The 24,011-nt window shown below is 48.7% G+C and carries 28 protein-coding genes; 14 read left to right on the top strand and 14 right to left on the bottom strand.

What is annotated here, in order from left to right; genetic code table 11:
- Positions 1 to 81: 81 nt before the first annotated feature.
- Complete coding sequence (locus tag FGB90_RS18405; RefSeq protein ID WP_138812324.1) at positions 82 to 2,460, bottom strand: sensor domain-containing protein; 2,379 nt, start codon at positions 2,458 to 2,460, stop codon at positions 82 to 84.
- A gap of 119 nt (positions 2,461 to 2,579) precedes the next feature.
- Between FGB90_RS18405 and FGB90_RS18400 the strand changes: the two genes are divergently transcribed.
- Positions 2,580 to 3,191, top strand: a complete 612-nt coding sequence (locus FGB90_RS18400) for a class I SAM-dependent methyltransferase (protein WP_171051910.1) — start codon at positions 2,580 to 2,582, stop codon at positions 3,189 to 3,191.
- 254 nt (positions 3,192 to 3,445) lie between these two features.
- A complete protein-coding gene (locus FGB90_RS18395; RefSeq protein WP_246056268.1) occupies positions 3,446 to 4,330 on the top strand; it encodes a nuclease-related domain-containing protein in 885 nt (294 codons plus the stop codon).
- A gap of 457 nt (positions 4,331 to 4,787) precedes the next feature.
- Here the strand turns inward: FGB90_RS18395 and FGB90_RS18390 are convergent, their stop codons facing one another.
- From FGB90_RS18390 to FGB90_RS18380, 3 genes are all read right to left on the bottom strand, one after another.
- On the bottom strand, positions 4,788 to 6,227 hold the full coding sequence (locus FGB90_RS18390) for a S8 family peptidase (protein WP_246056257.1): 1,440 nt from the start codon (positions 6,225 to 6,227) through the stop codon (positions 4,788 to 4,790).
- A 162-nt stretch (positions 6,228 to 6,389) separates the two neighbouring features.
- Positions 6,390 to 7,043 carry a response regulator gene (locus FGB90_RS18385; RefSeq protein ID WP_138812321.1) on the bottom strand — a complete coding sequence of 218 codons (654 nt, stop codon included), beginning with the start codon at positions 7,041 to 7,043 and terminating at the stop codon, positions 6,390 to 6,392.
- A complete protein-coding gene (locus tag FGB90_RS18380; protein ID WP_138812320.1) occupies positions 7,030 to 8,895 on the bottom strand; it encodes a sensor histidine kinase in 1,866 nt (621 codons plus the stop codon). Before FGB90_RS18380 ends, FGB90_RS18385 begins: the two co-directional genes overlap by 14 nt.
- Before the next feature lie 222 nt (positions 8,896 to 9,117).
- On the opposite strand from FGB90_RS18380, the gene FGB90_RS18375 reads away from it, so the two are divergent.
- Entirely contained in the window at positions 9,118 to 9,318 is a 201-nt protein-coding gene (locus FGB90_RS18375) for a YuzK family famiily protein (protein WP_138812319.1), read from the top strand.
- A gap of 193 nt (positions 9,319 to 9,511) precedes the next feature.
- Positions 9,512 to 9,829: a DUF3243 domain-containing protein gene (locus tag FGB90_RS18370; RefSeq protein WP_138812318.1), complete on the top strand. Its 318-nt coding sequence runs from the start codon at positions 9,512 to 9,514 to the stop codon at positions 9,827 to 9,829.
- 184 nt (positions 9,830 to 10,013) lie between these two features.
- Here the strand turns inward: FGB90_RS18370 and FGB90_RS18365 are convergent, their stop codons facing one another.
- Positions 10,014 to 11,432 (bottom strand): MATE family efflux transporter, encoded by a 1,419-nt coding sequence (locus tag FGB90_RS18365; RefSeq protein ID WP_138812317.1) that lies wholly within the window; start codon positions 11,430 to 11,432, stop codon positions 10,014 to 10,016.
- Positions 11,383 to 11,874 (bottom strand): MarR family winged helix-turn-helix transcriptional regulator, encoded by a 492-nt coding sequence (locus FGB90_RS18360; protein WP_138812316.1) that lies wholly within the window; start codon positions 11,872 to 11,874, stop codon positions 11,383 to 11,385. Before FGB90_RS18360 ends, FGB90_RS18365 begins: the two co-directional genes overlap by 50 nt.
- 192 nt (positions 11,875 to 12,066) lie before the next feature.
- Between FGB90_RS18360 and FGB90_RS19790 the strand changes: the two genes are divergently transcribed.
- The 6 genes from FGB90_RS19790 to FGB90_RS18330 all read left to right on the top strand — a co-directional run bounded on the left by FGB90_RS19790 (position 12,067) and on the right by FGB90_RS18330 (position 14,900).
- Entirely contained in the window at positions 12,067 to 12,357 is a 291-nt protein-coding gene (locus FGB90_RS19790; protein WP_171051908.1) for a hypothetical protein, read from the top strand.
- A 131-nt stretch (positions 12,358 to 12,488) separates the two neighbouring features.
- Positions 12,489 to 12,719, top strand: a complete 231-nt coding sequence (locus tag FGB90_RS18350; protein ID WP_138812315.1) for a hypothetical protein — start codon at positions 12,489 to 12,491, stop codon at positions 12,717 to 12,719.
- A 146-nt stretch (positions 12,720 to 12,865) separates the two neighbouring features.
- On the top strand, positions 12,866 to 13,420 hold the full coding sequence (locus FGB90_RS18345) for a YusW family protein (protein ID WP_138812314.1): 555 nt from the start codon (positions 12,866 to 12,868) through the stop codon (positions 13,418 to 13,420).
- A gap of 101 nt (positions 13,421 to 13,521) precedes the next feature.
- Complete coding sequence (locus FGB90_RS18340) at positions 13,522 to 14,049, top strand: YusW family protein (RefSeq protein ID WP_138812313.1); 528 nt, start codon at positions 13,522 to 13,524, stop codon at positions 14,047 to 14,049.
- A gap of 82 nt (positions 14,050 to 14,131) precedes the next feature.
- On the top strand, positions 14,132 to 14,353 hold the full coding sequence (locus FGB90_RS18335) for a hypothetical protein (RefSeq protein WP_138812312.1): 222 nt from the start codon (positions 14,132 to 14,134) through the stop codon (positions 14,351 to 14,353).
- Positions 14,354 to 14,453: 100 nt separating this feature from the next.
- The gene (locus tag FGB90_RS18330; RefSeq protein WP_138812311.1) at positions 14,454 to 14,900 is read left to right on the top strand and encodes a DUF4385 domain-containing protein; all 447 of its coding nucleotides are present in this window, start codon (positions 14,454 to 14,456) and stop codon (positions 14,898 to 14,900) included.
- A 256-nt stretch (positions 14,901 to 15,156) separates the two neighbouring features.
- Here FGB90_RS18330 and FGB90_RS18325 read toward each other — a convergent pair whose 3' ends face one another.
- From FGB90_RS18325 to FGB90_RS18305, 5 genes are all read right to left on the bottom strand, one after another.
- Positions 15,157 to 15,351, bottom strand: a complete 195-nt coding sequence (locus FGB90_RS18325; protein WP_138812310.1) for a hypothetical protein — start codon at positions 15,349 to 15,351, stop codon at positions 15,157 to 15,159.
- Positions 15,352 to 15,353: 2 nt separating this feature from the next.
- Positions 15,354 to 16,214: a 1,4-dihydroxy-6-naphtoate synthase gene (locus tag FGB90_RS18320; RefSeq protein WP_138812309.1), complete on the bottom strand. Its 861-nt coding sequence runs from the start codon at positions 16,212 to 16,214 to the stop codon at positions 15,354 to 15,356.
- A 1-nt stretch (position 16,215) separates the two neighbouring features.
- Positions 16,216 to 16,854 carry a futalosine hydrolase gene (locus FGB90_RS18315; RefSeq protein ID WP_138812308.1) on the bottom strand — a complete coding sequence of 213 codons (639 nt, stop codon included), beginning with the start codon at positions 16,852 to 16,854 and terminating at the stop codon, positions 16,216 to 16,218.
- Between the two features lie 164 nt (positions 16,855 to 17,018).
- Entirely contained in the window at positions 17,019 to 17,741 is a 723-nt protein-coding gene (locus FGB90_RS18310; protein ID WP_138812307.1) for a hypothetical protein, read from the bottom strand.
- Positions 17,742 to 17,923: 182 nt separating this feature from the next.
- Positions 17,924 to 18,784 (bottom strand): VOC family protein, encoded by an 861-nt coding sequence (locus FGB90_RS18305; RefSeq protein WP_138812306.1) that lies wholly within the window; start codon positions 18,782 to 18,784, stop codon positions 17,924 to 17,926.
- Between the two features lie 150 nt (positions 18,785 to 18,934).
- On the opposite strand from FGB90_RS18305, the gene FGB90_RS18300 reads away from it, so the two are divergent.
- Complete coding sequence (locus tag FGB90_RS18300) at positions 18,935 to 19,147, top strand: hypothetical protein (protein WP_138812305.1); 213 nt, start codon at positions 18,935 to 18,937, stop codon at positions 19,145 to 19,147.
- A gap of 36 nt (positions 19,148 to 19,183) precedes the next feature.
- Here the strand turns inward: FGB90_RS18300 and FGB90_RS18295 are convergent, their stop codons facing one another.
- Positions 19,184 to 19,558, bottom strand: coding sequence for a rhodanese-like domain-containing protein (locus FGB90_RS18295; protein ID WP_138812304.1), 375 nt, complete (start codon positions 19,556 to 19,558; stop codon positions 19,184 to 19,186).
- A gap of 137 nt (positions 19,559 to 19,695) precedes the next feature.
- Here FGB90_RS18295 and FGB90_RS18290 point away from each other — a divergent pair, with 137 nt between their 5' ends.
- Positions 19,696 to 20,349, top strand: a complete 654-nt coding sequence (locus FGB90_RS18290; RefSeq protein ID WP_138812303.1) for a uracil-DNA glycosylase — start codon at positions 19,696 to 19,698, stop codon at positions 20,347 to 20,349.
- A 15-nt stretch (positions 20,350 to 20,364) separates the two neighbouring features.
- Here FGB90_RS18290 and FGB90_RS18285 read toward each other — a convergent pair whose 3' ends face one another.
- Together FGB90_RS18285 and FGB90_RS18280 are read right to left on the bottom strand one after the other, a co-directional pair.
- Positions 20,365 to 21,414, bottom strand: a complete 1,050-nt coding sequence (locus tag FGB90_RS18285; RefSeq protein ID WP_171051907.1) for a sigma-E factor regulatory protein RseB domain-containing protein — start codon at positions 21,412 to 21,414, stop codon at positions 20,365 to 20,367.
- Between the two features lie 116 nt (positions 21,415 to 21,530).
- On the bottom strand, positions 21,531 to 22,664 hold the full coding sequence (locus FGB90_RS18280) for a tetraprenyl-beta-curcumene synthase family protein (protein ID WP_246056256.1): 1,134 nt from the start codon (positions 22,662 to 22,664) through the stop codon (positions 21,531 to 21,533).
- A gap of 201 nt (positions 22,665 to 22,865) precedes the next feature.
- On the opposite strand from FGB90_RS18280, the gene FGB90_RS18275 reads away from it, so the two are divergent.
- Together FGB90_RS18275 and FGB90_RS18270 are read left to right on the top strand one after the other, a co-directional pair.
- Positions 22,866 to 23,237 carry a cyclic-phosphate processing receiver domain-containing protein gene (locus FGB90_RS18275; protein ID WP_138812301.1) on the top strand — a complete coding sequence of 124 codons (372 nt, stop codon included), beginning with the start codon at positions 22,866 to 22,868 and terminating at the stop codon, positions 23,235 to 23,237.
- 500 nt (positions 23,238 to 23,737) lie between these two features.
- Positions 23,738 to 24,007 carry a hypothetical protein gene (locus FGB90_RS18270; RefSeq protein WP_138812300.1) on the top strand — a complete coding sequence of 90 codons (270 nt, stop codon included), beginning with the start codon at positions 23,738 to 23,740 and terminating at the stop codon, positions 24,005 to 24,007.
- The last annotated feature ends 4 nt before the right edge of the window (positions 24,008 to 24,011 follow it).

The raw sequence follows: 24,011 nt of genomic DNA, 5'->3' as shown, positions 1-24,011 counted from the left end.
GAAACGATTGGTGCTCACGGGCACGCCCTTCACTTCCCTGAAAAAGAAAAAACACCCCCGTTACTGAACGGGGATGCATTCTCATCTGACTGCAGCTTCTTCTGTTTGACCACGGAGAAGGGTCATACAGTCTGCTCCTTTAAGCGGCCTTGCAATATAGTAACCCTGGATGTTCTGGCAGCCCATTTCCTCCAGCATACGAAGGTGATCCTCCGTTTCCACACCTTCCGCTACTACATCGAGTCCCAGCTTCTGCTTGAGCGAAATCAGTGACTGTACAAGTGTGTAATGTTCATTGTCCTTTTTCATTTTCTGCAGGAAAAGCCGGTCCAGCTTCACCCCGTTCAGCGGCAGCTGCATCAGATAGTTAAGTGAGCTGTACCCGCTGCCGAAGTCATCGAGATGAACCGTCACACCCATACTCTTAAGTCGTTCAACCGCTTCCACTGTGTTCCCTTCCCGCTGCATGAGGGTCGTCTCCGTCAGTTCAATTGTCAGGCATTCGGGAGGAAATCCGGTTGCGTTGAGACGTCCGGTAATAAACTGATGTATATCGGTCTGCTCGATATGCTTCATGGAAATATTAACCGACAGACACACCGGCTTTTCAAATGACCTGTTCCAGTTCAGCACTTCCCTGCAGGCTGTCGTTACAACGAATTCTTCAAGATGTGCAATTTCACCGAGATCTTCCGCCACCGGAATAAATTCAGCCGGAGAAATCGCACCAAGCTGCGGGTGCTGCCATCTTACGAGTGCCTCCACTGTCCCGACCCGGCTGTCACTTACGTTCCAGATCGGCTGGTAGACAATATAAAGTTCATCATTGAGTATCGCGTGAGGGAGATCCTGTTCGAGTATCTTTTTCCGCTCCATGTCTTCTTTCATGGACGGTTCAAACACTTTCAGCTGATTCCGTCCGGTATTTTTCGCCTCGAACATGGCGTAATCCGCAAGCGAAACCACGGTGTTATTCCTCTCCCCATCAATGGAGTGGGCCACCCCGATGCTTGGGGTCATGTAACAGAGGCGTCCTCCAATATGGATCGGCTCTTCAAAATCACGGAGAAACACCGTGCACGCTTCAAAAAGAGCATCACGATCGTCACCGCGGCAGAGAAGAGCGAATTCATCACCGCCGAGTCTGGCGATTTCATGGAACTCCCCGAATCGATGATTCATCCGTCTGGCCAGTTCTTTCAGAAGCAGATCTCCGTAGTCATGTCCGTACACATCATTGATCCGCTTGAAGTGATCAAAATCGATCATCACCACTGAAAACGGATGGTTCTGCTGCTCCAGAGTCTGAAAAAAGCCACGCCGGTTTTTGAGCCCCGTCAGATCATCGTGATAGGCAAAATGCTGAATTCTCGTTTCGTGTTTTTTTGAATCGGTCTGGTCTTTAACGATCGCATAGGCGCCGGTTCTGTTCCCCATTTTAAGAGGCAGTATGATCACTTTAAAAAACCGGTCCCCGGTCAGATCCAGATCGAATTCACTGCCCCTTCCTTCAAAAGCCCGGGACAGATAAATTTTCACTTTTTCATATGTAGGGCCTGTTACCACGTCCTGCAGACAGATGTCCGACACATTTCCGCTGAAACGGTTTATTGTCCGCTTTGCTGTCTCGTTCATTCTGATAAACCTTTCATTGTGATCGATCGCAAACACTGCGTCCGGATGGTTAAAGAAAAGCGAATGATACTCCGCGCGGTTCGTCAAAAGAGCCATCTTTGTTTTCTTCCGCTGCGTGTCACCGAAGAGGTCCGGAACGAGAATCAGCACAATCAGCGCCAGAAGGTTTATGAAAAGCGAAAAGAAAATGGATTCCAGACTGAATGAAAAGTTGGTGAGCGTATAACCTGCCGTGAGAGATGCCTTGATCATGTGGGGAATGCTGGAAAGAGCCACACCGATGGAGACCGCTCCGGCAATCTGCCACCTCCTCTTCTCCATTTCCTCCGTTTCATCATTCAGGATGAGAAGAAAGCGCAGAACAGCACCGGAAATGCATAGCACCATAAAAAAGCTGTAGCCGAGTATAAGCCAGTTTACTGAAAGCGTTTCCGAAAAAGAAAGAGAGTAAAGAACACTGTCGAGTGTGAAAATCATTGTTCCCATGAGAAATGTCCCGACAAGAAAATGCAGTGTAGCGACTTCATTTTTCGAGGCAACGGAGAGCGCAATCCACAGAGCAGCCCATGTAAACGGCACAGTCAAAACGACAATGGCAGCCGTCATGCCTGAAACGTATATACTTCCTTCGGACATGAGAATAAGAGGATGCACGAGCCAGAACATCGTTCCGTAAAAAACAGTGATTCGGACTTTCTTTTTTCGCGGATAGGAACGGAACGACATCCGGTGTTTTATACAGTAAAAGCATGTAAGTACGCAAATGATGTAGGCAGAAAATAACAGTAATGCAGCGGTTGTATTCGGTATGTCAAACTGAATCATGACTTTCCTCCTGATCCCTAAGACATGTTTATTCAATCATAACATGAATTTCCAATTATCGACGTGTTTTTTACCCGTCCTGTATAATGATGAAGATAGACCCAGAAAGAAGGTGCGGGATGATGTCAATTTACAGTGCATTACTGGAAAGCTACAACAATCACGCCGGTGACCGTGAGAGGATGAAGCTGACTTCATGGAAAAGGGCGGAACGCGAAGTTTTTCTTGGTTATCTGGAAAAAGGGCAGACGTTCCTCGATCTCGGAGCCGGCACCGGGGAGCACGGACTTTACTTTCACAGACACGGGCTCAGCGTTACATGCGGCGATTTCTCCCCCGCCATGGTCCAGGCCTGTCGCAGCAAAGGTCTTCACGCAGAGAGACTTGATTTCTACCAGCTGCAGAAAAAGGGAGCATACGACGCCATCTGGTCCATGAACGCTCTTCTTCACGTCCCAAAAGCACGACTCGGGGATGTGCTGGGTGAGATTCGCAGTTCCCTCAAAGAAGATGGTCTGTTTTATCTCGGGTTATACGGCGGTGAGGACTCTGAGGGGGTCTGGGAGGAGGATCCCTACGAACCGAAACGGTTTTTTTCCTTTCATACAGAAATGGGGATCCGGGAAGCTGTCCGGCCTTATTTTGATGTCCTCGAGTTCAGGCAGATCACGCTTGAAAAAGGTCCGGGCTATCATTCGCTGATTATGCGTAAAGGGATGCAGGAACGATGAAAGTTTGAGAGAGTGCCTGAGGCGCTCTCTTTTTTATGCGAAGCTGAGTTTTCGCGGGGCTAAGACGTGGTATCCTGTGAGCGCTCATATTGAGGGGCTGGTGTAAGGTAAAGAAAGGCGGTTTCCTTTGATTTTACGGCAGGTGATACAGTGCTATTAGTGAGTTTTTTGATTTTCAGTGAGTCTTTAATAAAATCTTTGAAATGAGGCAGTGGAAATCTATGATTCTAAAACACAGGACAAAACCCTTGGAAATGGTTATCCTTCAGTCTTTACGAACAAGATCCAGACTGGCACCGGCTGACGCCACCCACCTTGATAATCTCGAAAAAGGATACGCCGGAGAAATTCAATTTGACAGACGGATCTCGGCTGCAGACTGCCGCGGCTATGTGATCAATGATCTTCTGCTGGATTACCGCGGTACACTTTTTCAGATAGACACGGTACTTCTGCAGCCGGATGTTGTTTATCTTTTTGATGTTAAGAATTTTTACGGGGATTTTATTATTGAGGATGAGAAATGGACTTCTGCTAATAAGGAAACCGAGATCAAAAACCCCCTCCTTCAGCTGAAGCGTACAGAGTTCGCCTTCCGCAATCTATTAAAGGTGCACGGCTTTTCCCCTGTTATCAGAAGCTTCCTCGTTTTTATCAATCCCGAGTTTCATTTGTTTCAGGCTCCGGGAGATCTGCCTGCCATTTTCTCTTCCCAGCTTAATCGATTTCTGTCCGGGCTCAGCAGGCAAAGTGCAGCGACTCCGTTATACAGAGATGAGGCCCTCGCACAGAAACTGCTTTCTCTTCATTTGGAGGGTAATCCGTACTCTCGTATTCCGGAATTTGACGAAAAGGATCTTAGAAAAGGAATCTGCTGCCCGGGCTGCTGGAGTTTTCTTCCCGCTAACCAGAACAAGCAATACGTTGTGTGTACAACCTGCGGGAACCGGGAATCCAACACTGAAGCTGTGCTGCGAACAGTAAAAGAGTTCCGTACTCTGTTTCCGGATAAACAGCTCCGGACACGGATAATCACTGAGTGGTGCGGGATAGTTGACAGACAGGTAATTCAGAGAGTTTTACAGAAACATTTTACTTCGGGTGGTAAAGGTCCATCATCTTATTATGTAAGTTCCTGACGTTTTGGAGCCCTTCGTATCATTGGTGCTTCTGCAGGATTCTTTTTAATACGATTCTGGCGTTATCATATTATTTCTGCCTCTCCCACACTCTGTTTTAATTCGATTTTGGCGTTATCATATTATTTCTGCCTCTCCCACACTCTGTTTTAATTCGATTCCGGCGTTATCATATTATTTCGCCCTCTCCCACACTCTGTTTTAATTCGATTCCGGCGTTATCATATTATTTCACCCTCTCCCACACTCTGTTTTAATTCGATTCAGCCGAGATATCGTATCATTTCGCCCTCTCCCACACTCTGTTTTAATTCGATTCAGCCGAGATATCGTATCATTTCACCCTCTCCCACACTCTGTTTTAAGTGACCTGCTCCTCAACAGACTAAAAACCCGGCAGAGCGCCTGCTCTGCCGGGTTTTTGCATTTGAAAAATCAGTAATCCATTCCGATCCTGCTACCGCCCATTCCCCCGGCCGTTCCTTTCTTCCCCGAAGGCGCGGCTGACTGCTTCATAGGCATCAACGTAGCCTGCACCGGCTTCCCAGGATACTGTTCCTTCCATTGGAGACGCTGTTTCCTGGAGAATTGTCTTCACTTCGTCAGGAGAAAGCCCAGGGTCCGCCTCCAGCATCAGTGCGACAACACCGGCTACGTGCGGGGTGGCCATGGAAGTTCCGCTTAGTGTTGTGTAGTAAGGCAGGTGACCGGGTTCAATGTACTCTGCATCATCTTCCACCGCAAGTGCAGACAGCGGACCGATGACACGGGTGGAGATAATATCCACTCCGGGAGCTGTAAGCGTCGGCTCGTCCTTCCACTCCCATTCTTCTCCGTCCATCTCAAAAGTACCGCCCTTTCCTTCAGTTCCGCGGGAAGAGAAGTCAGCAAGAGTCCCGTCTTTCTCACCTGCCGCTACGGAAATAACCCAAGGTGCTTTGGCGTAAGGATTGTGGGTATTTTCCTCAGGGCCGGCATTTCCAGCTGCAAACAGAACCACGATCCCCCGGTCGTACGCTTTTTTACTGGCAATATTGATCGGATGGTACGGGTCAAAATCCCCCGATCCTCCCCACGAGTTTGTAATTACACGAATGTCATAGCGCTGCTGGTTCGTAATGGCGTAATCGAATCCGCCGATGCCATCAAGAATAAACAAAGCTGCTCCTGATCCGTAGCCGATCATATCAGCACCAGGTGCCACTCCTTCATATAGGCCGCCGGACTTCGCACCGGTTCCACCCACTGTACCGGCAACATGGGTCCCATGCCCGGAGTTGCTGTCGGTATTGGCAACATCCTCAACATAGCTGACAGGAAGAAGGCCGCTGATACTGTTCAGATTTGTCGTCCCCAGAACATTCTGCACAAGATTATTTCCAAGCTTGTGGTCATCATGGGTACCGTCCACTCCGCTGTCATTTACAACTACTCCGACTCCACTGCCAGAGACAGGCAGGCCGCCGTTTTTCTTTCTGAAATCATCGTCGGTTCTTACCTCATCCACGCGCGTGAGGTCCGTTGAATCGGCGTTGAAATATTCAAGCTCTTCATTAAGATAAACAGATAATACACCGTCCTGCTCCGCAAGCGCTTCAACCTGGGCTTTTGTAGCGGTTAAACCTGCCATTGGCAGGCTTTCGAACGTCAGTGCATCTGTAATCCCCAGATCTGATAACAGTGAAACTTCCGAATCAGTAACCTCGTCACCGTGGAACGTAACGATGACCTCGGCCGCTTCCACATCACCAAGCCGATCCAGAAGCTTTGAATCCACGACCGGTTCCAGCGGCAAAAGTCCTCCTGTCAATGCCTTGCCCTGCATCGTCCCAGGGACAAGAAGTGCCGCAGCCAGAAGCAGTGCTCCGACCACTTTTGTAAAAGATTTCGTCTTCATCCTGTCACTCCCTCTTGAAATTTGTAATTTAATTATAAAATTTATGAAAATTCAGCACAATTAATCCAAAGATGTAAGTTCCGAGGGTGAAGCAGACCATCCTGAGTATCCTTTATATGAAAAAAGGAGTGCTCCCTGTTTCAGGGAAGCACTCCGGAAGTTTTAGTCCGTCAGTGGTACGAGGTCATTCTGGATCGCATGAATGACCGCCTGGGAACGGCTTTTTACACCGAGCTTTCTCAGTATTTTGCTCACGTGAATTTTTACCGTTTTATCGCTGATGAACAGCTCGGCGGCTATGTCTTTGTTGCTCATCCCTTTCACAAGGCATTCAAGTACCTCTTTTTCTCTGGCAGTAAGTTCATTCTGGTTTTTTTCAGGTGCTTTTTCAGGATGCTGATGAAGATCAAGCAGTTTTTTGGCCATGGAAGGATGGATCACCGCTTCTCCGGACATGAGACTTTTTACTGCATCCACCACTTCCTCGGACGGCGCATCTTTCAGAAGATAGCCTTCTGCTCCTTTCGTAATGGCAGACATAAAGTATTCATCGTGTTTATACATTGTCAGAATGAGAACTTTGACGTCAGGCCACTGCGCTTTAATTTCAGCCGTGACTTCGACGCCGTTTTTTCCCGGAAGGTTGATGTCCATAATGACAACTTCCGGCTGAATATCCTCAAGAGTTCTCAGCGCTTCCTCCCCTGATTCCGCTTCTGCGACTACATTAAATCCCTTTTCCATTGAAAAGATCGTTTTCAGACCGTCCCGGAGAACAGTATGATCATCGACAATCATAATATCAGGCACTGTCATCTCTCCCCTCTTCATCGCCGGGAATATGGAGCTCAATGGCTGTTCCTTCCCCGGGTCTACTGTCAATCTGCAGCACGGCATCTGCTTTTGCCGCTTCTTCGTTCATATTCAAAATTCCGAAATGTCTGCCGTTACGTGATTTCATAAGGGCGTCCCTTAAAAGGAACCCCCTGCCGTCATCTGCAATTCTGAGCCGGAAACTCCCGTCACTCTCCGGGGCCCCCGCGATTGTAATCTCCTCTGCACCTGCGTGCTTTATGGCATTTTGAACGCTTTCCTTAAAAGTATTATATACCAACTTTTCTATCTGCGGGGCAAGCTCAGGGGCTTCCTCCCACGTAAAATGAAATTTGAGTGCGGGGTTTTCCCGTTTAACCCTGTCCGTTTCTTCCTTAACTGCCTTAAAAAGCCCTCTTGCATCAGTGGGAAAAGGCCGCAGCGCATAGATTGACTCCCGAATTTCCGTAAGGCTTTTCCTAAGTCCGGGAAGAACGTGGTTCATGGTTTCAAGGCAGCCGTCCGAACCTTCTTCAGCTTTCCGCCTGGCAGCCTCCAGCTGCATAACCGTCCCCGCTACAGACTGAGCGATGCCGTCATGAATTTCTCTTGCAATCCGGTTACGCTCCTCCAATATCATTCGCTGCTCGCGCTCAATCATGAGGGTCCGCCCCCTGGTTACAACTTCCAGCTGATTGGCAAGAGCTTTCACAACCTTTAGTTCATCGGGGCGGGTTTCCTGGGGCCTGCGCCTCGCCACCAGTATAAGACCCCCGATTTCCCCGTTCTCAGTCATCGGGCAGATGACAGCGGAACGGATGGAGCTGTGAAGCAGAGATTTCAATACAGGATCCCGGTCCACGGACATGACAGCTGTAAGCTCTTTCGTTTCCTCAGCAATCCGGTTTATCTCTTTTTCATCCGGCATGACAATGCCAACGCCCCTATCAAGTTCGTTTCGCCATTCACCGTCCTTCTTTATCCAGATGCTCAAGGCATCGAATTCAAACAGTTTCTGAAGGTGCTCCTCCATTCCGCTCAGCCAGTCCCGGTCCGGTATATGGCGATTCAGTTCTTCACTTATGGTAACAAGCCCTTCAAGCCGCTCTTTTTCCCGCCTTAACTTGAAGTTACTTGAACCGATGAGGGCAATTCCCACAAGCGGGGAGAAAAAGAAAAAGAACGAAAAGATATCCACAACATCTCCCCGGTTCTGATCACCAAGCAGAAAAAAGAGACCCAGATAAAAAATGGAAAACAGCATACCGGCTGATTCGAGAACTAATTTCTGCCCAAACTGATGGAGCGGAAACGGCTGGGGTCTCAGCCAGAGGAGAACATCAACAAGCAGGTGATTAACAAGATAAAATACCACGGTGTAAATAGTAGCATAGGCGAGAATCCCGCCAAGGGAATCCGGGAGCGTCACCCAGCTTCCCGTCAGTGTCAGCGCCGCCCACTTTCCCGCAGCAAGACTGATTACCAGCTGGGCAGGGTTGAACGCTACGATGGAAGGAGTCCTCCTTCTCATCTGATGGATGAAAGCAACAACGACTGCATATGTAATCAGCGCCACAGGAAGACCGAAAAGCAGATCGATGGAAAAGATTAAGGGAAAGCCGAGCGTGATCGCCCCTTTCCACACGGGGATGGCAGAAGACTCGGTAATAAGAAGGAACAGCGCCAGTAATAAAAGGATTGAAAAAGACCAGGGAACCTCCAGCTGGAAAAAGCCCGCTGCCACAAAGAGTGCACCGAGTACGGTGACGGCAGTCATATAAATGCGGGCCAGCTTTTCCCTGTTTTCAGCCTGAGGTGTATCACTTAGCCGCTGTGTCCGGTCATTCTGTTCCATAGGAGATCATTCCTTGCAGTAGTTTTCTTTATAGTAACATGCCGGGGACCCGTATGTTCCACTCCGGCCGGGGAAAGGCTAGTTCAAGCGGGGTTTTACCGGAAGGATATGTTTAATGGGCAGCCTCACCGGAAATAGGCACATAACTGGACCTTTCCGCTTCCTGCGCTCAGGCAGCCGGATAAGTTCCAAACGATTTTAATCAGAAAAGGAGACCGGATCATGACTGGAAAAGAAGACGACCTTAAAGTGACGGAGCATATGGAAAAAGGCCTTCGGCAGAATCACGGGTTTGGGCACGAGAGCCTGAATACAAGTCTGGAAAAGAAAATCCAGGTGGAAAAGCGCCGGGAAAAAAGTCATAAGGAAAGCCAGCAGATCGAACGCGAAATCTCCAACGACCTTCACCATAACAGAGAATAACTCATTATTCCGGCCTCCTGAGGCCGGTTTTTTTATGCCGTCCGGTACGCCCTCCCCCTCCCTTTGAGGTCCTCAGATTTGTGGTGGACTGGTAACCCTCTTCGGGCCAAATCCCCCCTGGTAAGGTTTAACTGTTCCGTAATTAAGGTAAAGACCAACCAGAGTTAACTATACTTTTTTTGGAGGGATTAACATGGCAAACACAAAGCAGCAGGCACAGGAAAAAGTAGAAAACATGAGCCCGGAAAAAAAAGACGAAATTCTGCAGAGTTTCAATGAATTTGAAAACTACCTCGGCGATAAAGTCAAGAAAGGTGAAAAACTCGGCCTTGGCGAAGAACAGCTGGCTAAAGGTGCAGAACGGGTAGCGGAGTACCTGAAAAATCACGAGGATCCTCGCAACAGCGAGGAAAAGCTGCTTCAGGAAATGTGGAAAGTAGCAGACGACGATGAAAAACACCAGATGGCACACGTACTCGTCAAGCTCGTTCAGAAAGACGGTAACTCTTAAACAGAAGTTGATTTCTCCCCAGGTACAAATTGTACCGGGGAGTTTTTATTTTATTTGAAACCCTGCCCCTCTTCACCTGAACAGTTGGTAACACTCTTCTTTTCCCCGCAAATGAAAGGTCCATCTCCTAACAAAAAGTGCCCGGCCTTCATCATGGGCCGGGCACTCAAGTACTCTATTAAACTTACACCCCTGCTCCCTCCGGTTCTTTTGCCCGGACAGGATCAGGAGACGGCGGAGGGAGATCATCTCCCTTTGTTCTTACGAGGAACAGCTTCCGGTCACGGTAAAGAAATAACATGGACAGAGCAAATGCGAGAACGTCTGCGATCGGGAACGCCAGCCAGACGCCGGTAACACCGAAAAAGTGCGGCAGAATCAGAACGAGTGGAATCAGGAACAGCACCTGGCGGGCCATGGACAGGATGAGTGCCGGCCTCGCCATTCCGAGAGCCTGGTAAATTCCTCCGCTCACAACCTGCACGCCGATCAGAAGGGCAGCCGCAAAAATGATTCTCATCCCTTCCACACCGGCGGCAATCGTTGCCGGATCGGTTGTAAAGATCCTCATAAACCAATGAGGCACGAACATCGCCAGCAGAAAAACGCCAGCTGACATAACAGTGACCACTTTCAGTCCGAGCCACACGGTTTCCTTCAATCTGCCGTACTGTTTAGCCCCATAGTTGTACCCGACGATCGGCTGCATTCCCTGAAGTACACCGAGCATCGGCATGAGGGTAAACATGGCTACACGCTGGACAATGCCGAACACCCCGACGTAAAAGTCCCCGCCGAAACGAAGAAGCATGGCATTGATCGCAATCATCATGACACTTCCGGCTACCTGACGCACAAGTGCAGGAAGCCCGATGACGATCACTTCCTTAATGACGGTGAAATCAGGGCGGAAATCGGCCAGTGCCGGTGCAAGTGAACTTTTTCCCTTCACAAAGTACTGGATCGTCACAATCGAAACAGAAGCCTGGGCGATCACAGTAGCAAGAGCGGCTCCCTGTACACCCATATCAAGCCAGATGATAAAAACCGGATCCAGAAGTATATTGATTACTGACGGAATAATCATGGTCATCATTGCAAAACGGGCGTTGCCTTCCGACCGGATAATACTGTTGGTGGCAAACGCAAATGAGAAAAAGATCGTTCCGAGCATGATCGGGAACAGGTAATCGGAAGCGTGACCAAGAGTCACTTCCGTTGCTCCAAACAGGTGCAGGAGCGGATCCAGAACGGTAAATGCCCCGACAAAGCCAACCACACTGAAAAGAATGATCATCGTCAGGATATTTCCGAATACTTTATTCGCTTCATGTCCCCTGCCCTCGCCGAGACGCCGGGAGATAACAGAGGCACCACCAATTCCGACAGCTGCAGCTACTGCCATAATAATGAGCATGACAGGAAAAGCGATCGTAACCCCGGCCACGCCTTCCACTCCCACAAACCAGGAAATGAAAATCGTATCCACGAGGTTGTAGAGCCCCATCACAAAGACTCCGACCATGGCGGGAATGGACATGTTGCGGAGAAGTTTAGGTATCGGTTCTGTTCCCAGCCGTCTGCTCTGTTCTTTCTGATCCATCAGGCTCACCTCCCTCTTCCTTAAGATTTTCCTGCATACGTTTCATCCAGGAAACCATAATCTGATTCTCCTCATCCGAGAATCCTTCAGTGAGAAGTGCTTCAAGCTCTTCAAGCTTTTTCATAAACTTTTCTTCGAGCTTTCTTCCTTTTTCCGTGATCCTGATCATCTTTGTCCGACGGTCTTCCTCACCGGCCTCTTTTTCAATCAGGCCGTGTTTGAGCATTGATTCAACTATGCCGTTCATCGTTGAACCCTTTACATACATTCTCCGCTGAAGCTCGGACTGCTTCTGCTCGCCTTCATGAAACAGTATATAAAGTACACTTGCCTGCGCCGAGGTGAGTCCAAGTTCCGACAGGTTCGCGTTGTATTTATTCTTAAGAAGATGACCCACAAGGCTGATGTGATGGCCGGCCATCCTCTCCAATCGGCTTGTCATAATTACTTAGCCCCCTAATCTTTATCTCCTTCTATTTAATCACGAAATGGAGTTTCATACAACATTACGGCCAAAAAAAGATTAGCTTACTAAAATTACGAAACCGGAAATATATCCACCTTTCTGTTTATGCGTTCCTATCCGGGGGTATTCTGAAAGTAATTACATTCACCATATTGGAGGAACGAATCTATGAAAAAATTTGGATTATCTATTGCAACGCTCACACTTGGAATGATTCTTATGGCAGGATGCGGGAACGGCGATGATGGAACGGAGGACGACGATATCGGTACCCCTGTTGAAAATGGTGAGGATGAAGAGGACGAGGACGAGGAAGGCCTCGATGTAGAAGAACTCGAGGAAGAGCTCGGAGACACAGAGGATGAAGAAAGTGATGAAGACGAGGACTTGTACGAAGACGACGAGAACGGTGATGAGGATGAGGACGAAGACGAGGCTGAAGATGACGGCGATGAATAGGCCGGCTATTCTATAAAACCCCGGGTGCCGCTGGCAGCCCGGGTTTCTGCTATCTTTTACTGCCTGTTTATTTCATCCCGTGGCCGGGTAGTTATGCAAATATAACCAATATAACCAGGAGGAACGCATCTATGAAAAGAGTAAAACTTTCCCTCGCCGCCGTTTTACTTGGGGGCTTAATGACCGGCTGTCTTGTTGACGATGAGGAGCATGATGCCGGAGATCAGTCGGATGTAGCAGATCCTGGCGGTGACAGTGAGGCTCCTGACGCGGACGATGGGGAGACCGATCAGGATCAGGATGAAGATGAAGACGATGAAGATGATGAAGATGGTGAAGATGAGGATGAGAACGACGAATAGCTTCTCAACTCAATTCATTGAGGCTGGGACATAAGTAAAGTGTTCCAGCCTCTATTTCAGTTGGCTGTTTAACAATTGGCTGTCCCGGGTACATTTTTCGTGTGATCAATTAGACAACCAGACTTAAACAAACGGAGGACGACCACATGAAGAAATTTGGACTTTCAATTGCTACTATTGCTCTCGGAGCTGTTATTACCGGCTGCGGAACGGATGATGGAGACCAGAACACAGATGACCAGACAGACACAGGCGACACGGACAATGACGTAACCGAATCAGAAGATTACGATGACGAAGGCGCCGACACTGCGGATGTCGACGAAACCGATTCTGATACAGAAGAGGAACAGACTGAAGATGGTGCATGGTACGAGGAACTGGCATTCTATGATTTTGAACTTGAAGTTGAATACGGCCACGGAGAATACGAAGTTGAATATGAATACAACGACGGCAATCCAGAGGCTGAAATTGAAGATACACGCGATGGTCAGGAAACGGAAATGGAAGGACAGGAAGCGCTCGATCACCTGGAGCCGATCTTCACCTCCCTTGACCTGACAGAGGATATGAGCGATGATGACATGCGCGATGCTGTCCTTGAAGAATTTGATCTTGAAGATGATTACGAGGAATTCGAACTTGAAGTGGAATTCTTTGAAAACGGTGAAACTGAAATTGAAGATGAAGATGAATAATTTCCCGCACCAGCCTTCCTTTCAGGCTGGTGTTTTTGTATGAAACCCGGTTCAGTTGGCCATTCTAGCAGGGAAAACAACGAAATGGAGGAATTATCAGTATGAAACGCTTTACTTTAGTAACAGTCGGCACGTGCCTTGCATTCTCTATTTTCGCCTGCGGAACGGCCGATACCGAGCCGGGAGATGACGGAACTGCTGAGGAAAACGGCGATATGATGGAGGAAAACAACGGGGAGATGACCGAAGACGAAGATGCGGATACAGCAGATGACATGACCGATGAGGTAACAGGGGATGAGTGGTATGAGAATCTTGCATTTTCAAACTTTGACCTGGAAGTGGAATATGCCGAAGGAGAGTACGAAGCTGAATACGAGTACAACAACGGAAATCCGGATGCTGATATTGAGGATACCCGGGAAGGACAGAACGTGGATACTGAAGGACAGCATGCACTTGATGAACTGGAACCGATTCTCGGTGACATTGAACTTAGTGCTGACATGAGCGATCAGGAAATGATTGATTCCGTGCTTGAAGCCTTCAGCCTTGATTCGGATTATCAGGAGTTCGATCTTGAAATCGACTTCTTTGATAAAGGAAAAGTGGAAGTGGAAGATAAATAGCGCCTGCTTCCTTCCAACAGCTGGATGTATCCTGCTTCCTGTGTCATACTGGGTGACAACAGAATTTGTAAGGAGTGTTTCGGTGCGTAAAACGATTAAAGAAATCAGCGGGAAAATCCAGCCTGACGATCCCGTTTACGACCTTACTGATGTATCCCCAAACGAAATGGCCGTTCTTGACCTCGCTTTAAAGGACCGGGCCGACATTATGCGGCAGGTGGCACAGGTTGAAGAAGACGCCGCAGAAATGTACCTGCAGATGGCCGAAGAAGCAGAGAAACTCCGCGAGGCAATCAAAAAGTAATGGAAATACGAAGTCTCTTACCTTCTCCCGAAAAGGAGAAGGTTTTTTGCTGCCTGAACAGGGAATCCCACCATTACACGAAGCCGCAGGAGGGATAGTGATGGCATTTGATTATGATCAGGACTTTGACAGCATCGACTTCAGGGAGCAGCCGGAAAAATATCAGGTCGGACGGGGCGAACAGGGCGTCCTTCTTGTAGAGCCCTACAAAAGTGAAATTCTCCCCCACTGGCGCTTTAAAACTCCGGACGATGCCAGGGAGTCTTCCGAAAAAATACTTGGAATGTTTGAACAGTACCGGAAAGAAGACGATTTTGCCGGGATGGATATGGCCCGCAAATTCATCCAGATGGGGTATACGAGATCCCGCCGCTACGCCAACTATAAAGGCGGCAGAAAATATGACAGCGACGGTAACATAAATGAAAGGGAAATAGATGAGGAAAAAGCCGAGTCGGCCCGGATATTCGAGAAAGTCTGGATCAGAGTCCGTGAAGACGAGGATTACCTGAAACGAAAAAAAGCCCATCAGAAAAAATACGGGTAATCCACCGAAAGAGGCTGAAACATAAGTGAAGTGTTTAAATGAGAGTCCGAACAAAAAGCTGATAAGCGGATGAAATATGCGCCGACTCCTGCGGGAGGAAAAGCGCAGGTGAGACCCCGCAGGGCGAAGCACGCGGAGGCTCAGCCGCTTCCCGCGAAAAGCGGCGTATATTTCAGGAGCAGTTTACCTGCACCACTTATTGAATGTTGGATTTCCGTCAATAATTTGGTGCTGTCCCAGCAGCTCCAACATGAACCTACCACTTTGTGTTTTTGATCATGATCAGTCCGTGAGCCATCAGCCCGAGACCGACGCCCACCCCTACACCCATGAGAAGGCCGAGCCAGACTACGTTAATAATAAACCCGGTGATCAGTCCCAGCAGGAGTCCCACACCGAGAAAAAACAGGTAAAAAAGCAGCAGTGATTTTTCAAGCAAATTTGTAATCATGATTATTCTCCTGTTACACCTCTGTACGGGCGCAGTTTGTTTATATCAAAGGAAGGAACAATACCTTCTTCCGCCGCCCGGCCAAGAAGGGTCTCCACAGCCGCGAAACCTTCCTCACCAAGACTGCGGGTAAATTCGTTTACATAGAGATTAATGTGCGCTTTTGCCACTTCCGGATCCATTTCCTGGGCGTGTTCCATGACATAGGCGCGGGAGGCTTCAGGGTCGTCCCACGCTTTTTCCACCGACGTTCTGATCCACTCTTCCAGACGGGGAATGTCGTCTGCCAGTTCTCGTCTTGCTACAATCGCACCGAGTGGGATCGGGTGACCGGTCTCTTTTTCCCACCAGTCTCCAAGGTCTGTAAGCATATGAAGCCCGTAATCCCCGTAGGTAAACCGGGCCTCATGAATGACAAGCCCTCCGTCCACTTTTCCATCACGGACGGCGGGCATAATGTCATCAAACGGCATGACTTTTATTTCTCCCACCCCTCCTGGAACTGCTTCTTTTGCCCATAACCGGAACAGAAGATAAGCGGTTGACCGCTCACTGGGCACGGCTACGGTTTTCCCGGCAAGATCTGCCGGTGTCATTTCGCCGTCTGCCGAAAGCACAAGGGGACCGCAGCCCCGTCCGAGTGCTCCGCCGCATGGAATGAGTGCATAGTCATCGAGAATCCACGGCAGGGAAGCATACGAAATCTTCATAACTTCCGGGCCCTCTCGGTCAATGGCCCAATGGTTTGTTATATGAATATCGGCGTAGGTTACTTCAGGGGGAGGGGCACCCTCCACCAGCCCGTGCACCCACGCATGAAATGTAAACGTGTCGTTCGGACACGGCGAAAACGCAATTTTCATCTCAGAGAACCTCCTTTATTCCAGCTCCGGCTTCAGTCAGGGCGGCAAACGCCTCTTTTATTTTCCACGCTTCCCTGTCACGTGGACCTACAGGGTTGGATATGGTCCTCAGTTCAGCGAAAGGGACTGAGAACGCCTCTGCCGCAGCTGCCACACCAAAGCCTTCCATGGCTTCACACACCGCATCAGGATATGCGGAAGCCAGGCGATCTGCCGTTTCTGCCGTACCAGTGACGGTTGACAGGGTGAGAATGGCACCAGAAGATGCTCCTGGAATGGCCCGATTCAGCTTCTCCGCAACTTCTGCGCTGCACGGATAGGAAGAGGTACCGAAACCCAGTGATTCCACCGGAACGAAACCCTCAGCTGTTTCTGCGCCCAGGTCTGCCGCCACCGAGCGGCTCCCAACGACAGTATAGCCGAGCTTCACACGTCCGGAAAAGCCTCCACCGATGCCCATATTGATTACGAGGTCAAACTGCTTTTGTCCCAGTTCCTTTGCTGTGCCGGCAGCCGCAGCGGCAATCCCTGCTCCCCCCGCAGCCACGGTGAAACGTGAATCACCGGCAAGCCCCCTCTCAACAGCTTCCTTCTCTCCTTCTACAGCAGTAATAATAAGCACACTATGTAAATCATTCATTCGTTAATCTCCTCTGTTTACAGATACGTCCAGTTTATCAGGAGACGGTGGAAGATGAAAGAACAGAGCGGGCAGGGGCCGGCAGCATTACCCCGGACGCCGCAAATTCCGCCGTTTAAACAAACGTTTATTTAACATGTCAAACATGACGAAAGCAGTCGCAGTCAGACGAAATAAAGAAGGAGCGTGTAAAGGATCACACCCGCAGTAAAGGCGCGGTAATCGCTCTCCCGTTCTTCGGGCAGCTCTTCTTTCAGCACTGTCAGCACCATTGTTCCCGCAAGTACGGAAAACAGAAGTGCTACACCATGTTCATTTACTTCGACAAACAGGCTGATGAACCATCCGACCAGCACTGCCAGAGCGAGGGTATATCTGCCGTATTTGTCGTATTCTGCTTTGTGAGTCTGCCTGAGACCGTGATCGTTTGAAACAAAATGAACCGAGAGTGCTATGAAGAATAATAACATTTCTCCAATTGTATGGTTCTCCCCGCGAAGGAGCAGATAACCGATGAGCAGATTGTACAGAAAATAGGAGATCATGTGAATGCGGAAGATCCACGGCCCTTTTGAACGTTTCTCCCTTTCCGCTTCGTGTATTCTCGCCGTTCGCTCCAGCCCGTAAAAAAGGGAGAGACCTCCCAGAGCCACGAGGTAAACGTGGTAGTTTCCAATACCAAGAAACTGAAATCCGGCCTCGGTAAGTGTCGCATCGTAATTACTCAATTTCGGCAGAATGTACATAAATACATAAGCAATCGATACACCCCCCGCCACAGAAAGCACTTTGCTCCGCGGCACTTTGTGCAGGAAGGTGATATACCTGGAAAAGAGGTGAATCAGAATAAAGCCGATCACACACAACACACTTATTACGTAAATCATCACGCCCCTCCTCTCCCGGTTCTATTCCCAGAGCGGGCATCAGTAAACGGGCAATGACTTTACACAGCACTAAGACGTCCCCCGGAGTGCATGAGAGGACGTCTTTTCAGAAATTTTACAGCAGACAGATTCAGCTCCTGTACCTGCAGGAAGCTAAAATCTGCATGGGACACTTCCATATTCTATTCGGCAACAAGCCTGATCCGGTTACCTGCAGGATCTTTAACAGTATAATTCCTGCCGTCCATATCGATCATGGCCCCCTGGCTTTCAAGTCGGGCCACTGTCTGTTTCCTCATTTCTTCATCGGGAAAAGTGAGGTCGAACCAGAAAATTCCCGCACTCGTTTCGGATGGAGGTTCTGCTCCTCTGCTGTTCCATGTATTCAGGCCGATATGATGATGATACCCTGCAGTGGAAAGAAACAGCGCCTGCCCGCCAAATCGGCAGACCAGGTCCAGCCCGAGACCATCTTTATAGAACCGTTCTGCTGCAGTCAGATCGTTAACCTGCATATGAATGTGCCCCAATACCGTCCCCTCCGGCATCCCTGTCCACTTGCCCTGCCTGCCTTCTGACAGAATGCCGTCGAAGTTAAGTGGAGCGGAGGTCATGAAAACGGAGCCGTTTTCCCACTTCCAGTTCTCTGCTTTTCGATCGCAGTAAATTTCAATCCCGTTTCCGTCAGGATCCGAAAAATATAAAGCCTCGCTGACATCGTGATCTGAAGCCCCTTCAAGCCTGACACCGGTGTTTTCCAGGTGACGGATAAAACGTCCCAGGTCAGCACGCCCCGGAAGGAGAATCGCAAAATGGAAGAGACCCGTTTCAAATGGAATTCTAGGAGTTACGTTATCACCCTGTTCAATCCGGAGAAAACCCTGTTTATCTCCAGGAACCGCCAGTGTTATATAACCTTCCCCTTCCTGGTCAATAACCATCCCGACCACATTTGTGTAGAATTCAGTTAACCTTTTCAGGTTCCCGGTCTGCAGACGCAGACCGCTCACATATACGGCCGGTGATTGATGAAATCGTGCCATACTGATCCCTCCTGTTATACACTTACTTTTAGTAAGTTAAATTATACACCCAGGTACAAAAGGAAACAAGAAGAAAGGTTATCTCATAACGAAAAAAACAAATTACTGATAGAATGAAATTATATTACCTGAACACGAGGAGGAAACGATATGCCGGATCAGTTAGTAAAGTTTGGTATCATTCTCTTCTTCCTCCCTCTCCTCGCCACATCCCTCCTCTGGCTGAGAGATGTGAGAAACGGAGATGCGATGGGCGTCATTGAATACGCGCCGATGCTGCTTGTATTTATCATCGCAGCCTTTATCCTGTTTCAGCTGTGGCGCCTGATCAGGGACCTGGCCGAAGCCCGGGCAGGACGCTGAAAAAGCCGCCGGTCCTGAAGACCCGGCGGCTGTGATTTATACTTCCTGCGGCCTCTGCCGGCACACATAGGAACTGTTTTTAACCGAGAATCCCTGTACGTCGATCCCTTTCTTTTTCAGAAAGCGGGCGGCGAGATGAACATCCACCACACCGGATGCCACAAGGTACACCCGGCCGTTTCCTGCATCCCGGTATTGACGGGACAAATAGGCCATCGGAATATTGACTGATCCTTTTACAGGCGCACTGTGAACGGTCTGGTAATCTCTTATATCAAGAACCACTCCGTCGTCTTTTTCAGCCAGTGTTTCCATGCTGAGGCAGGACACGCCCAAAAGCGGCATATAGCGGCGGTAAATAAAACGGCCTGCGATTACAAAAGCGGCCACAAGCATAATGGTTCCAGTCACACGATCCCTCCTCTTCCCTGACTGCACACAAATACCCATAGGGGTATTAAAAAAGCCGCATAATTCGTATTCCTAAAGGGAAGATACCACATAGATAAGATTTGAACAACGTTTTTGCACAGGGAGGAAAAAAGTGTATGCAGATTCCTGATTCTCTTGCCGAGTTAGGCAGAAAAAGAATGGGTGACCGCCCTGTTGAAGGGTTTGTTTACGGCGGTGGTCCGGACAGGCCCGCTCTCATGCTCGTGGGTGAAGCACCCGGGGAAACGGAAATCCATGAAGGCAGGCCCTTTACCGGAAGAGCAGGCAAAGAGCTGATGAAATTTCTTGACCGTCTCGGGCTGACCAGAGGAGACGTTTACATTACGAGTGCGGTCCGCAGCCGCCCCTACCGCTGGGGTGAAAAAAAGAACCGCGACGGCAATATAGTCCGGCGAAAGTATAACCGGCCGCCTGTCGCCAGTGAAATCCTTGCTCATGCACCGGTCCTGGATTATGAAATTAAACACGTTCAGGCTCCTGTCATCGTTACTCTGGGAAATGTAGGGCTGAAAAGACTGGCCGGGCCGGACAAGAAAATTACCAGCTGCCACGGGGAACTCCTTGAGCAGCCGGTTCTGAAACTTGAAGACGAGAAATTCGTCTGGACAGACCGGACGTACCGACTGTTCCCGACCTTCCATCCAGCTTCCATCTTCTATAACCGCAGTCTGCTTGAAAAAATCCACAGCGATCTGGATAAACTGGCGGAGAGTCTCACGGAAAACAAAAAACGGCCGGAAGAAAAGTAATCTTCCGGTCGAAATTTAATATTCAAGCCCTTCTGCCACCTTTAGAAGTTCGTCATACTCCAGGTCTTCTCCGAAACTCATAAGTTCATACTGCAGACCGCTGTCGGTCCAGCTTAGGATTGTCATGTCGTACATGGAGATCCTCTCTCCCTCTATATCTCCTATCATGACCGAATCCACTTCCGCTCCTTCAAAGCCGTACTGTTCCACTGAATTTGAAATCCCCAGGGAAAATGATTCATGTCCCCCGTTGGAGAAATTGAGGATTGCCGATTCATCCCCTGAAAATTCGTAATGAAAAGCATCTTCAAATTCATACCCGTCAGGAAGATACGCTGTTTCAGGTACTGTCATTTCCGTGGATTCGCGCAGTTCTTCCAGAGACATCGTCATGGAACCCATTTCTGTTTCCCAGTCATCCCACGTCCCCACTTCAGCCCCTTCCGGAATTTCGAAGGTAAAGAAGCTGTCATCGAGATTGATGTCGTAATCGATCATGGTATAGATCATGGAAGTAGTAAAATCCTCTCCATCCCACTCCATCCGGAGAGGGAGATAGGTTTCCTCGTCGATCCAGATCTCGTAGCTTCCGTCACCAAACATGGCTATTTCTTCTTCGTCTGACGGTGTCAGAGACAGGTGAATCGTTTCACGATCCGCTACTGTTTCGCGCCCATGGGCAACTACATCGTTGGATTCCATCATGTCCGTGAGCATCTCACGCATCATTTCGGACTGGTCCGGCATTTCTTCATCTTCCCAAACCGTGTCGTCCATGATCATGACAACATTGCTTTCCACGTCATATGACCAGGTGGTTTCCCCATCTGACACAGTAATGTAGTCTTCCTGCTCGTACCGGTACCTCTCACCCTTGACCCACTCTTTATACGTGCTTGTATCGTTCTCGTCACCAAAAGCGAAACTGCTCTCGACTTCCGCATAATAGCCTTCCAGGTTTTCCTGTGCTGCTATTGCATTTTCCACAAGTTTATCTGTGTCCTCCACTGCACAAGCCGCCGTGAACAGAAGCACAGTTCCGCATGCACATACAGCTCTTTTCATTTTCATTTCCCCCCGGTAATTCTCTGCTATGTTTGTTTATAATTTCAGCCGGCCATAACTAAATGGCAGTCTCTATTTCCATTGTACCATTTAAATCCATATTCACCAGTGGAAAATCAGCTGCTTCTCCCTGCTGCAGCGGTTTTCTTCTCTTTTTTCTTCTCTTCCTTCTGCTTTTCTTTCGGCTTTACTTTCCTGAATACCCATGAGTTCAGGTAAAAGAACAGCGTCGATAGGCCCCCAAACCGGATCATTCTTCTGGCGATTCTTTTCATTTCAGGGTCGGTCTGCACTTTTTCATCAGCCAGGTAGATGGCAATAATGCCTTTGTTGATCATCGTGTGAAAGCCTGGATCCGGCATTTGTGAGAGACGGCGATCAGCTTCGGATTTAAACCCTCTCATCCGTTCCACCATGTCGTCTTCGTTTTTATAATACGTACAGAAATTCAGTTCATCGTCAGCCAGGTCCTCTTCCTGATCAATGAAGTAGTCAAGGAGAATATGAAGTCCCTGGGCATAAGGGAAGTAGCAGGATTTGATCCGGTGGGCTTCCTCCTCTGAGAGGCCGTTCATGGATGAATACGCCGCCAGAGTATAGACACCAAGCGTGGATCCGGTCCCTGCGGAAAATTCATACCAGCGCATATCCCTCACATCCGGAATGTCATAACGGTTTTTCTCATACCAGTCTATAAGAAGCGGTTCGCGGTCCTCTTTCTTCACATGCTTGTATACCTGAAGGTTCCGGTAATGCAGCGACAGTTCCTCCATGGCTTCCCGGGCAGCCGGAAAGGATTCAAACGTCTGCACTTTTTCCTGACAAACCTCAACAAGCGATTGAAGAAAACCGCCATCCTCCTTCTGAGTCCGATTTTCATAATAAACGTCCTCCAGCGTTCCCGGTGCAAGTGCCTGCCTGAGCGCTTCGTGCAGCGAACGGAAATCAGCCGGATCAAGGGACTCACTCTGATCACAGAGACTGTCCAGATAATCACAGATAATCTGGTAGGTGACAATGAACCAGAGTACATCTCTCTGCTTTTCCTTATCGGTCAGGAGAGCAAACACTCCGCCTCCTTCACTGTGAAACGTGTTTTCATCTATACTTTCAAGGGCATATGTACGCAGTTCATCATCTTCTATTTTCTCAGCTTTATCACGCCAGTACCCGAGGATACTGTGTACCTGGGGCACAACTTTTTTATAAACCTGATGGACCATTGTCCACATTGTCTTCGGAGCTCCCAACTGTCTTCCTCCTGTCTGTATGCTTCCTGTAACCTTACTCTATTATCCTTTGAAACCGAGGTGAAACGCAAGCCATGTCCTGTCCGCCCCCCTGCCGATCTTTGCATTTCAGTACCAATTCATGGTATGATGTAAGATACAATAAAATAGTTCAGCGACCCGATCCTGTATGACACGGCCAACCTAAAGGAGGTCAAATAAATGGATCATATCTACGTTTTTCTGGACGATTACCGCGAGGCTCCGGAAGGTTATGTGCTGGTCAGGACGATTGATGAGTGTAGAACACTTCTCAAAGAGTACAACATACGCCACCTTTCTCTTGATCATGATCTCGTGAGCAAGAAACGCAACGGACTGATGCTTGTAAACATGATGGTCGATGAACAGCTTTACGCTGACCGCATTACCATCCACTCAGCCAATGCCTCAGGTGGAAAGAACATGTACAAATGCCTGAAGCAGGCACAGCTTGACGCTAAAATGCCCCATTCCACAGAAGTTTTCCTCAGACCCTTGCCGCTGAAATCCTACCCGCCACATATGCTTCAACATTACTCGGTTGCCAAGTAACCAGTCTGCACTTCACCCACGAATGACAGCTATTCCAAACTTGATAAAACCATATAGACGACCGGTAGTATCAGTACATTGCGATCCGCCTTTAACTTGGATCTGCGGGAATCAATGTCACAGACTGCCGGTTTTTAGTATGGTGTAAAAGTTTGAGCCCCCAATTTTTATAACATCCACCACTAATTCGAACGTTTAGAACCAGGCCTTTTATCCCCCGTATTGTCGCCTTTTGTCAGCTCTTCTGCATCCCGCGAACAAATTTTCTAAATATTTAAATAACATCATTGACACCCCGTCTTGAAACCGTTTACAATACTAAAATAACAAGTTCGGAATTTTTGAAAGGAGGCAGTCGTACTCTGTTTTGCCCTGAAAGCTGAACGTTACAGGATATACCGCTGGAATCCGGGTGCATATGGCGTCCGTTGACTGAGCAGTCAGTCGGCCAAGGCAGTCCGACAGACGTAAAGACCCGGTAAATTAAAGGAGGCAGTGATTTGAACGCGTACAAAAAAGAAGTCCGCTTTACAGTCATTATGTCCGCATTGTTTCTTGCAGCAGGAAACGTAGGTCTGTTCTTTTCCATCTTCCCTGTGGAAGGCATGCTGTTCGGCTTTCCAATCATGTACATTGTCCCGATTCTTTCAGGATGGTTCGGGATCTTCGTCCTGACGCTTATTGCAAGCAGGATGGGAAACAGAATTGATGAGGAAATTGAAGAGGCAAGTGAACTTGAAACTCTGGAACGGAAACAGAAAGGGGCCTGACAGA

This window comes from Alteribacter natronophilus (assembly GCF_006007885.1).
GTDB lineage: Bacteria > Bacillota > Bacilli > Bacillales > Salisediminibacteriaceae > Alteribacter > Alteribacter natronophilus.
This window is presented reverse-complemented; position numbering and strand designations above follow the sequence as displayed.

Excerpts from the sequence above, each read along its gene's own strand:
- FGB90_RS18405 (WP_138812324.1), bottom strand. The coding sequence starts at position 2,460 with ATGATTCAGTTTGACATACCGAATACAACCGCTGCATTACTGTTATTT.
- FGB90_RS18400 (WP_171051910.1), top strand. The coding sequence starts at position 2,580 with ATGATGTCAATTTACAGTGCATTACTGGAAAGCTACAACAATCACGCC.
- FGB90_RS18395 (WP_246056268.1), top strand. The coding sequence starts at position 3,446 with ATGGTTATCCTTCAGTCTTTACGAACAAGATCCAGACTGGCACCGGCT.
- FGB90_RS18390 (WP_246056257.1), bottom strand. The coding sequence starts at position 6,227 with ATGAAGACGAAATCTTTTACAAAAGTGGTCGGAGCACTGCTTCTGGCT.
- FGB90_RS18385 (WP_138812321.1), bottom strand. The coding sequence starts at position 7,043 with ATGACAGTGCCTGATATTATGATTGTCGATGATCATACTGTTCTCCGG.
- FGB90_RS18380 (WP_138812320.1), bottom strand. The coding sequence starts at position 8,895 with ATGGAACAGAATGACCGGACACAGCGGCTAAGTGATACACCTCAGGCT.
- FGB90_RS18375 (WP_138812319.1), top strand. The coding sequence starts at position 9,118 with ATGACTGGAAAAGAAGACGACCTTAAAGTGACGGAGCATATGGAAAAA.
- FGB90_RS18370 (WP_138812318.1), top strand. The coding sequence starts at position 9,512 with ATGGCAAACACAAAGCAGCAGGCACAGGAAAAAGTAGAAAACATGAGC.
- FGB90_RS18365 (WP_138812317.1), bottom strand. The coding sequence starts at position 11,432 with ATGGATCAGAAAGAACAGAGCAGACGGCTGGGAACAGAACCGATACCT.
- FGB90_RS18360 (WP_138812316.1), bottom strand. The coding sequence starts at position 11,874 with ATGACAAGCCGATTGGAGAGGATGGCCGGCCATCACATCAGCCTTGTG.
- FGB90_RS19790 (WP_171051908.1), top strand. The coding sequence starts at position 12,067 with ATGAAAAAATTTGGATTATCTATTGCAACGCTCACACTTGGAATGATT.
- FGB90_RS18350 (WP_138812315.1), top strand. The coding sequence starts at position 12,489 with ATGAAAAGAGTAAAACTTTCCCTCGCCGCCGTTTTACTTGGGGGCTTA.
- FGB90_RS18345 (WP_138812314.1), top strand. The coding sequence starts at position 12,866 with ATGAAGAAATTTGGACTTTCAATTGCTACTATTGCTCTCGGAGCTGTT.
- FGB90_RS18340 (WP_138812313.1), top strand. The coding sequence starts at position 13,522 with ATGAAACGCTTTACTTTAGTAACAGTCGGCACGTGCCTTGCATTCTCT.
- FGB90_RS18330 (WP_138812311.1), top strand. The coding sequence starts at position 14,454 with ATGGCATTTGATTATGATCAGGACTTTGACAGCATCGACTTCAGGGAG.
- FGB90_RS18325 (WP_138812310.1), bottom strand. The coding sequence starts at position 15,351 with ATGATTACAAATTTGCTTGAAAAATCACTGCTGCTTTTTTACCTGTTT.
- FGB90_RS18320 (WP_138812309.1), bottom strand. The coding sequence starts at position 16,214 with ATGAAAATTGCGTTTTCGCCGTGTCCGAACGACACGTTTACATTTCAT.
- FGB90_RS18315 (WP_138812308.1), bottom strand. The coding sequence starts at position 16,854 with ATGAATGATTTACATAGTGTGCTTATTATTACTGCTGTAGAAGGAGAG.
- FGB90_RS18310 (WP_138812307.1), bottom strand. The coding sequence starts at position 17,741 with ATGATTTACGTAATAAGTGTGTTGTGTGTGATCGGCTTTATTCTGATT.
- FGB90_RS18305 (WP_138812306.1), bottom strand. The coding sequence starts at position 18,784 with ATGGCACGATTTCATCAATCACCGGCCGTATATGTGAGCGGTCTGCGT.
- FGB90_RS18300 (WP_138812305.1), top strand. The coding sequence starts at position 18,935 with ATGCCGGATCAGTTAGTAAAGTTTGGTATCATTCTCTTCTTCCTCCCT.
- FGB90_RS18290 (WP_138812303.1), top strand. The coding sequence starts at position 19,696 with ATGCAGATTCCTGATTCTCTTGCCGAGTTAGGCAGAAAAAGAATGGGT.
- FGB90_RS18285 (WP_171051907.1), bottom strand. The coding sequence starts at position 21,414 with ATGAAAAGAGCTGTATGTGCATGCGGAACTGTGCTTCTGTTCACGGCG.
- FGB90_RS18275 (WP_138812301.1), top strand. The coding sequence starts at position 22,866 with ATGGATCATATCTACGTTTTTCTGGACGATTACCGCGAGGCTCCGGAA.